This is a genomic window from Aequoribacter sp. (assembly GCF_965659035.1).
In the GTDB taxonomy this organism is placed as follows: Bacteria; Pseudomonadota; Gammaproteobacteria; order Pseudomonadales; family Halieaceae; genus Aequoribacter.
In genome coordinates this window covers 1-4,077 of sequence record NZ_CBFHWH010000061.1, presented here as the reverse complement: position 1 = coordinate 4,077, position 4,077 = coordinate 1, and the positions used below count along the sequence as shown (strand labels likewise).

Genomic DNA, 4,077 nt, shown 5'->3' with positions numbered 1-4,077 from the left:
TTACGAGGATTTGGCGACGGAATACGGCTACGGCGTGTTGGGTGTGGACGATAACGACCATAAGCTACTGAAACACATGGCTGACCACCGACGCGTGATTGCCGCCGATGCTACCGACCCCGATTTTTGGTCCCGAATTAATCTGTCTGAACTGCAATTGGTTATGCTTGCCTTGACCAATCATCAAGAAAATATGGTAGTGACACGCTTACTTCAAGAGCTCGGTTATCAGGGTCACATGGCCGCAGTCGTGCGATTCCCCGAAGAAGCGGAAGAGTTAGAGCAACACGGTATCTCGGCGTTTTACCTGTTTGCGCAAGCGGGATCGGGCTTTGCGGCACATGCGCGGGCTCAATTAGGTCTATAACGATTTAACCCAAGGTGTTAACGGTTTGCCGCAATATACTGGCATTGTTTTGCTGTCTCGCTACACTGCGGGTCACTGAAAAACGCCTTCTAAAGGAGCCGACCATGTTTAAAAAATCACTGTTTACTCTTGCGCTACTGGGCACGTTGCCGGGTTGCGTGATTGCAGCTAAGACGACTACCACTGCCGCACCAGCCGCTGACTCTTTAGAAGATTGTGTGAGCCAATGCGCCTCGCAATTTGAGGGACACGCCATGGAAGTGGGCGAGCACCGCGTATTTGTAAAGCGCTTGGGCGGTGACGCCATCGAGAAAGAAGTCGAAGTCTTTTTAAGTGACGGCGAGGTCGTTGGTGAAGGAATGGTTCGTATTGAAACACGCGGTCCTAATGGCGAAGTAGATCGCTGGGTGGGCAGCGTTGATGACATGCCCGAGGGCGAAGACATCGATATCGAAATGTTAATCGACGCCCAAGAACTGCCTTACGCGCCCAAGGGTGTAAAAGTCATCAAGCTTGGCGATAACAAGGGTATGTTCATGCCCCAGATGGCCCCCGTGCCGCATCCCGGTCGCAGCAGCCTTGCGCAAGAACTTCGTGATTTAGGCGACGCCAAGCGCGAAGGCTTAATCACAGATGAAGAATTCAGCGAGCTGCGCACTGCCGTGTTAAACAAGTACAAAGCAAAGCCTGCCAAGTAAATACAGATCATCTCCTGCTGCGCTCGCGTTCACATCCTCCCCTAATGTGCGAGCGTAGCCTTTTTAGCGCCTGAAATAAGCTGAGCGGACTACGCTCTTCACTTGAGCCTTTTGGCGGGTCGGTTACACTACTTAACACTGTTAAGAATAATAAGGTGAATGACCATGCCAACCACAAACCCGGTCGCGATCGTGCGTGATCTTGCCGACATCTATGCTTGCGGCGCCGACCGTTTAGATAAGGACCTATGGCGCCAAGTATTGGCCGAAAATTGCTTAATCGATGGCCCTGGGTTTTACAACGAGGGCATCGATGGGTGTTTGGAGCTAATAGACACCTTAGAGAAAATCTTTCTGCGCACCCGCCACAATGTCATGAACGTCACCGCGCGGCGCGAGGGTGCTGAGATCGTTGCAGAAACTTACTGCATTGCTGACCACATCCAAATGATAGATGGCGAGAAAAAGATTCTGAGTTGGCACATTCGCTACCAAGATCGGCTGAGTAAAAACAGGGGCCGGTGGCAGTTTACGCGGCGGCACTTAATTATTGATTGGGAAGAAATTCGTACGTTGAGTCGCGATGATGTAACGGCCTAATGAGACATTAATTTCAGGGTTTCACTTTCCCCTGGGCTTGGCAGAAGATAAAAAGAGGTAACGATGTTTGATGCTCTACTGGCAGCGATGCCGCTTCCTGCGATCGAGGAGTGCACTGCACAGACCGATATTGAGTTTGTTTATGCGCAAAGCGTGGGATTACAGGCCTATGTGTACGGCTTTCCGATTGTCGATTTACACAAGCAAAAATTTAACGAGACTCACTGGACGCGAGAAGGCCAGCCTGTCGCTTCTGCGGTGAACGATGTTGCCGTTTATCCGCATTTATTAACGCCAGAGACCCAAGGGCAGTTACGCGCGCCGAACGTCGATACCTTGTACATGAATGCGTGGGTCGATTTATCGCAGGGCCCTGTTTATCTTGAGGTTCCCGAAATGGGCGGCAGGTACTACACGCTGGCGTTTATGGATTTGTACGGTAAACCTATACACGTTGGCACTCGAACGAATCAGGGCGAAGCCGGCCGGTACGCCTTAGTTGGGCCGACGGGTGGCGTGGTAGAACCCGGTATTGAGGTGGTGCGTCTGGCTACCGATATCAATTGGATGCTGGGTCGTGTACTTGCGCAAGACACAGCCGATGAAGTCGAGGCTCGCGCAATGGCTCAGAAAATACAATTGATCGGGCAGAGAGGGCCGGAGCCAGTCTCGGCATCAGCGGTTAACCCTCACCAAAGCATTCAGTACTTTGCTGTACTGAACGAGGCGCTTAAGTCTATGCCTGTGCCGCCCAGTGCTGAGGGCTTGTTGGCAGAATTTGATCGCTTTGGTTTGGGGCCAAATTCTAATTTTGATATCAATAAACTCAGCGCGAGCGAATTACTGGGTTTAGGTTGTGCCATCGTTCAGGGTCCAAAGTTATTAACTCAGCGCGGCTTTAAACCGACGCGTGTCGCCAACGGCTGGATGATATCCGATAAAATTGCCGACCCAGGTTTGGACTATTTGTTGCGCGCTGAAATTGCTCGCGGCGGTTATATCAATCAACCCGAAGAAGCCATGTACCCCGCCTCGGTGACAGACCAAACGGGCGAGTTTTTGCAGGGTGACCGCGTGTATCAAATGCGGTTTGCCAAGGGCGAGTTGCCGCCCGTCGATGCGTTTTGGTCGATTACCGCCTACGATGCGAAAACCTCCCAATTGACTAAGAACAGCTTGGGTCGTTATTCCATTGGTGACCGCACCCCGGGGCTACAGTACGACGACGATGGCAGTTTGGTACTGACCTTGTCGGCGCGCCCACCGGCCGAGGGCGTGTCTAACTGGCTGCCGATACCCGAGTCGTATTTTCATGTGGTAACCCGTTTGTACTTACCCAAACCCGAGGCATTATCGGGCGATTATGTGTTACCAGTGATCACGCGGATTCAGTGAGCGGGCTGTTGCTATGAACTTCTGACAAGCGCTGATCTCGGTCGCAAGAAGTCAATAAAAGCCCCCGCCAAGGGGGTGATATTGTGCGCAAGGCGCGCTAAGCTCATGGCTTTTTTACGGCGGTAACACCTATGTCTGGTACTTCTTTTAAGCAGCTTTTGGCCGCGATGTCACAAAACGGTGACAGCTTTTCGGTCACGCTTCCCGATGATTGGTTACAGGGCCGTACCGCCTACGGCGGTTTGTCAGCGGCTTTGTGTTACGAGGCTGCCTGCCGCGCAAATGAGGATTTACCGCCTTTGCGTTCAGCTCAGTTTGCTTTTATTGGTCCTGCGGTTGGTGAGCTGGTGATTACACCGACACTGTTGCGCCGAGGAAAGTCGGCGGCATTCGTTGGCGTGGATTTAATGGGTGAGGCCGGGATAGCGGCCCGCGCATTATTGTGTTTTGGCGCCGAGCGGCCCTCCGAGCAAGCCTATCTCGATATCGCGGCACCAGAGGTGCCTGCGGTCGATGACAGCCGAGACTTTTTTAATCGTAAGGGAGTGCCCGGGTTTACTCAGCATTTTCAGGGGCGGCTAGCCCAGGGAGCAACGCCTTGCACACCCGATCACGAGCCCGATATGATGGTGTGGCTGCGCCATGATGACGATGACTTGCCGCAAGGCTTAACGCCTGTCATTGCCTTAGGGGATGCTCTGCCACCGGCGTCGATGATCAAATTCTCTAAAGCAGCGCCTGTTAGCAGCATGACGTGGTCGATGGATATCTTAAGCGATGATATAACGAGCGCATCGGGTTGGTGGTTGCTGCGCGCAGTGTCCGAGCAGGCCGAGCACGGCTATTCATCGCAGGCTATGACGCTGTGGGATGACCAAGGTCGAGCGGTCATGGCGGCGCGCCAAACGGTTGCGATCTTTATTTAACGCACGCGCCTCGGCGAGTGAATTTTGATGGGCTGGGTTACCAGTGCTGACACAGACAAGAATCAGAATAAGGAAGAGCTCATGAAATACG

At 52.8% G+C, this 4,077-nt stretch carries 5 protein-coding genes; all 5 read left to right on the top strand.

What is annotated here, in order from left to right; all coding sequences use genetic code 11:
- Window positions 1-367, top strand: a 367-nt coding sequence (locus ACTF5Z_RS08945) for an NAD-binding protein (protein WP_438985335.1), incomplete at its 5' end; no start/stop codon positions are given.
- A 104-nt stretch (window positions 368-471) separates the two neighbouring features.
- Entirely contained in the window at window positions 472-1,065 is a 594-nt protein-coding gene (locus ACTF5Z_RS08940) for a hypothetical protein (protein WP_438985334.1), read from the top strand.
- 165 nt (window positions 1,066-1,230) lie between these two features.
- Window positions 1,231-1,665 (top strand): nuclear transport factor 2 family protein, encoded by a 435-nt coding sequence (locus ACTF5Z_RS08935; RefSeq protein WP_438985333.1) that lies wholly within the window; start codon window positions 1,231-1,233, stop codon window positions 1,663-1,665.
- Between the two features lie 63 nt (window positions 1,666-1,728).
- Complete coding sequence (locus tag ACTF5Z_RS08930) at window positions 1,729-3,060, top strand: DUF1254 domain-containing protein (protein ID WP_438985332.1); 1,332 nt, start codon at window positions 1,729-1,731, stop codon at window positions 3,058-3,060.
- A 131-nt stretch (window positions 3,061-3,191) separates the two neighbouring features.
- On the top strand, window positions 3,192-3,986 hold the full coding sequence (locus ACTF5Z_RS08925) for a thioesterase family protein (RefSeq protein WP_438985331.1): 795 nt from the start codon (window positions 3,192-3,194) through the stop codon (window positions 3,984-3,986).
- The last annotated feature ends 91 nt before the right edge of the window (window positions 3,987-4,077 follow it).